Source organism: Massilia sp. P2_C2 (assembly GCF_056404615.1).
In genome coordinates this window covers 1-850 of sequence record NZ_JBFUDR010000645.1, presented here as the reverse complement: position 1 = coordinate 850, position 850 = coordinate 1, and the positions used below count along the sequence as shown (strand labels likewise).

At 72.8% G+C, this 850-nt stretch carries 1 pseudogene; it reads right to left on the bottom strand.

The features are described 5' to 3' along the window. Window positions 1-208: 208 nt before the first annotated feature. A pseudogene (locus AC1DYX_RS31590) lies at window positions 209-850 on the bottom strand (hypothetical protein); the annotation flags it as partial.

Below are 850 nucleotides of genomic sequence, written 5' to 3'. Positions count from 1 at the left end.
GGACGGCCTGCAACTGCCGTTCTCCGTGCAGGCCCACCACGGCTTCGTCGACGGCTGGCACATCCATCTGCTCGGGCGCCAGATTGCCGCCGAACTGGCGGACATCATCCGCTGACCAGGTAGGGTGGGCACCCCGTGCCCACGCGGCGGTATGCGGATTGCACACGTCCGCGTGGGCGGAGGCCGCCCACCCTACCGGAATAGGTTCTCAGTCGCCGCCGCCGCCACAACCGCCTCCGCAGCTGCTGCCGCAACTACTGCCGCAGCAGCTGCCGCCATCGCAACCGCCGTCGCCGCTGCCGGCGTCGGCGCAGGCGCCACCGCCGTCCGCGAACGCCAGGCCACCGCAGGAACCGCCGTCCGTCGCCGTCGCCGTCGCCGTCGCCTCGCGCCGGCGCAAGTGGGCGGCCAGGATGCTGCGGTCGACGAGTCCCGCGGCATACAGCACCGTCAGCGCCAGTTCCGGATGCGCCCGCGCGCGCCACATGCCGCGGCCACGTTCGTTCAGGCGCGCGTAGACGATCTCGCCGGCCCGGCTCCAGTAACCGTGACCGCGCGGCATGCGCAGCGCCGCGTCCAGGCCGAACAGTGCGGGCAGGCGCATGCTGCCCGGCCTGATGTCATCGCGCGCGCGGCAGGCCGCGAACGTGTGCAGCAGGGCGTTCCCGACCAATTCCGCCCGCTCGACGTGCGGCACCGCCGCGCCGAAGTGGCGCACGCAGTAGCGGTCGAGCGACGTCGGACTCCAGCGCAGCCATGCATGCCAGACCGAATCGGCCGCTTCCGACGGCAGGGCGCAGGGGCGGCCGCTGTGCCGCACGGCGTCGAAGAACCGCAACAGTCCTTCGGC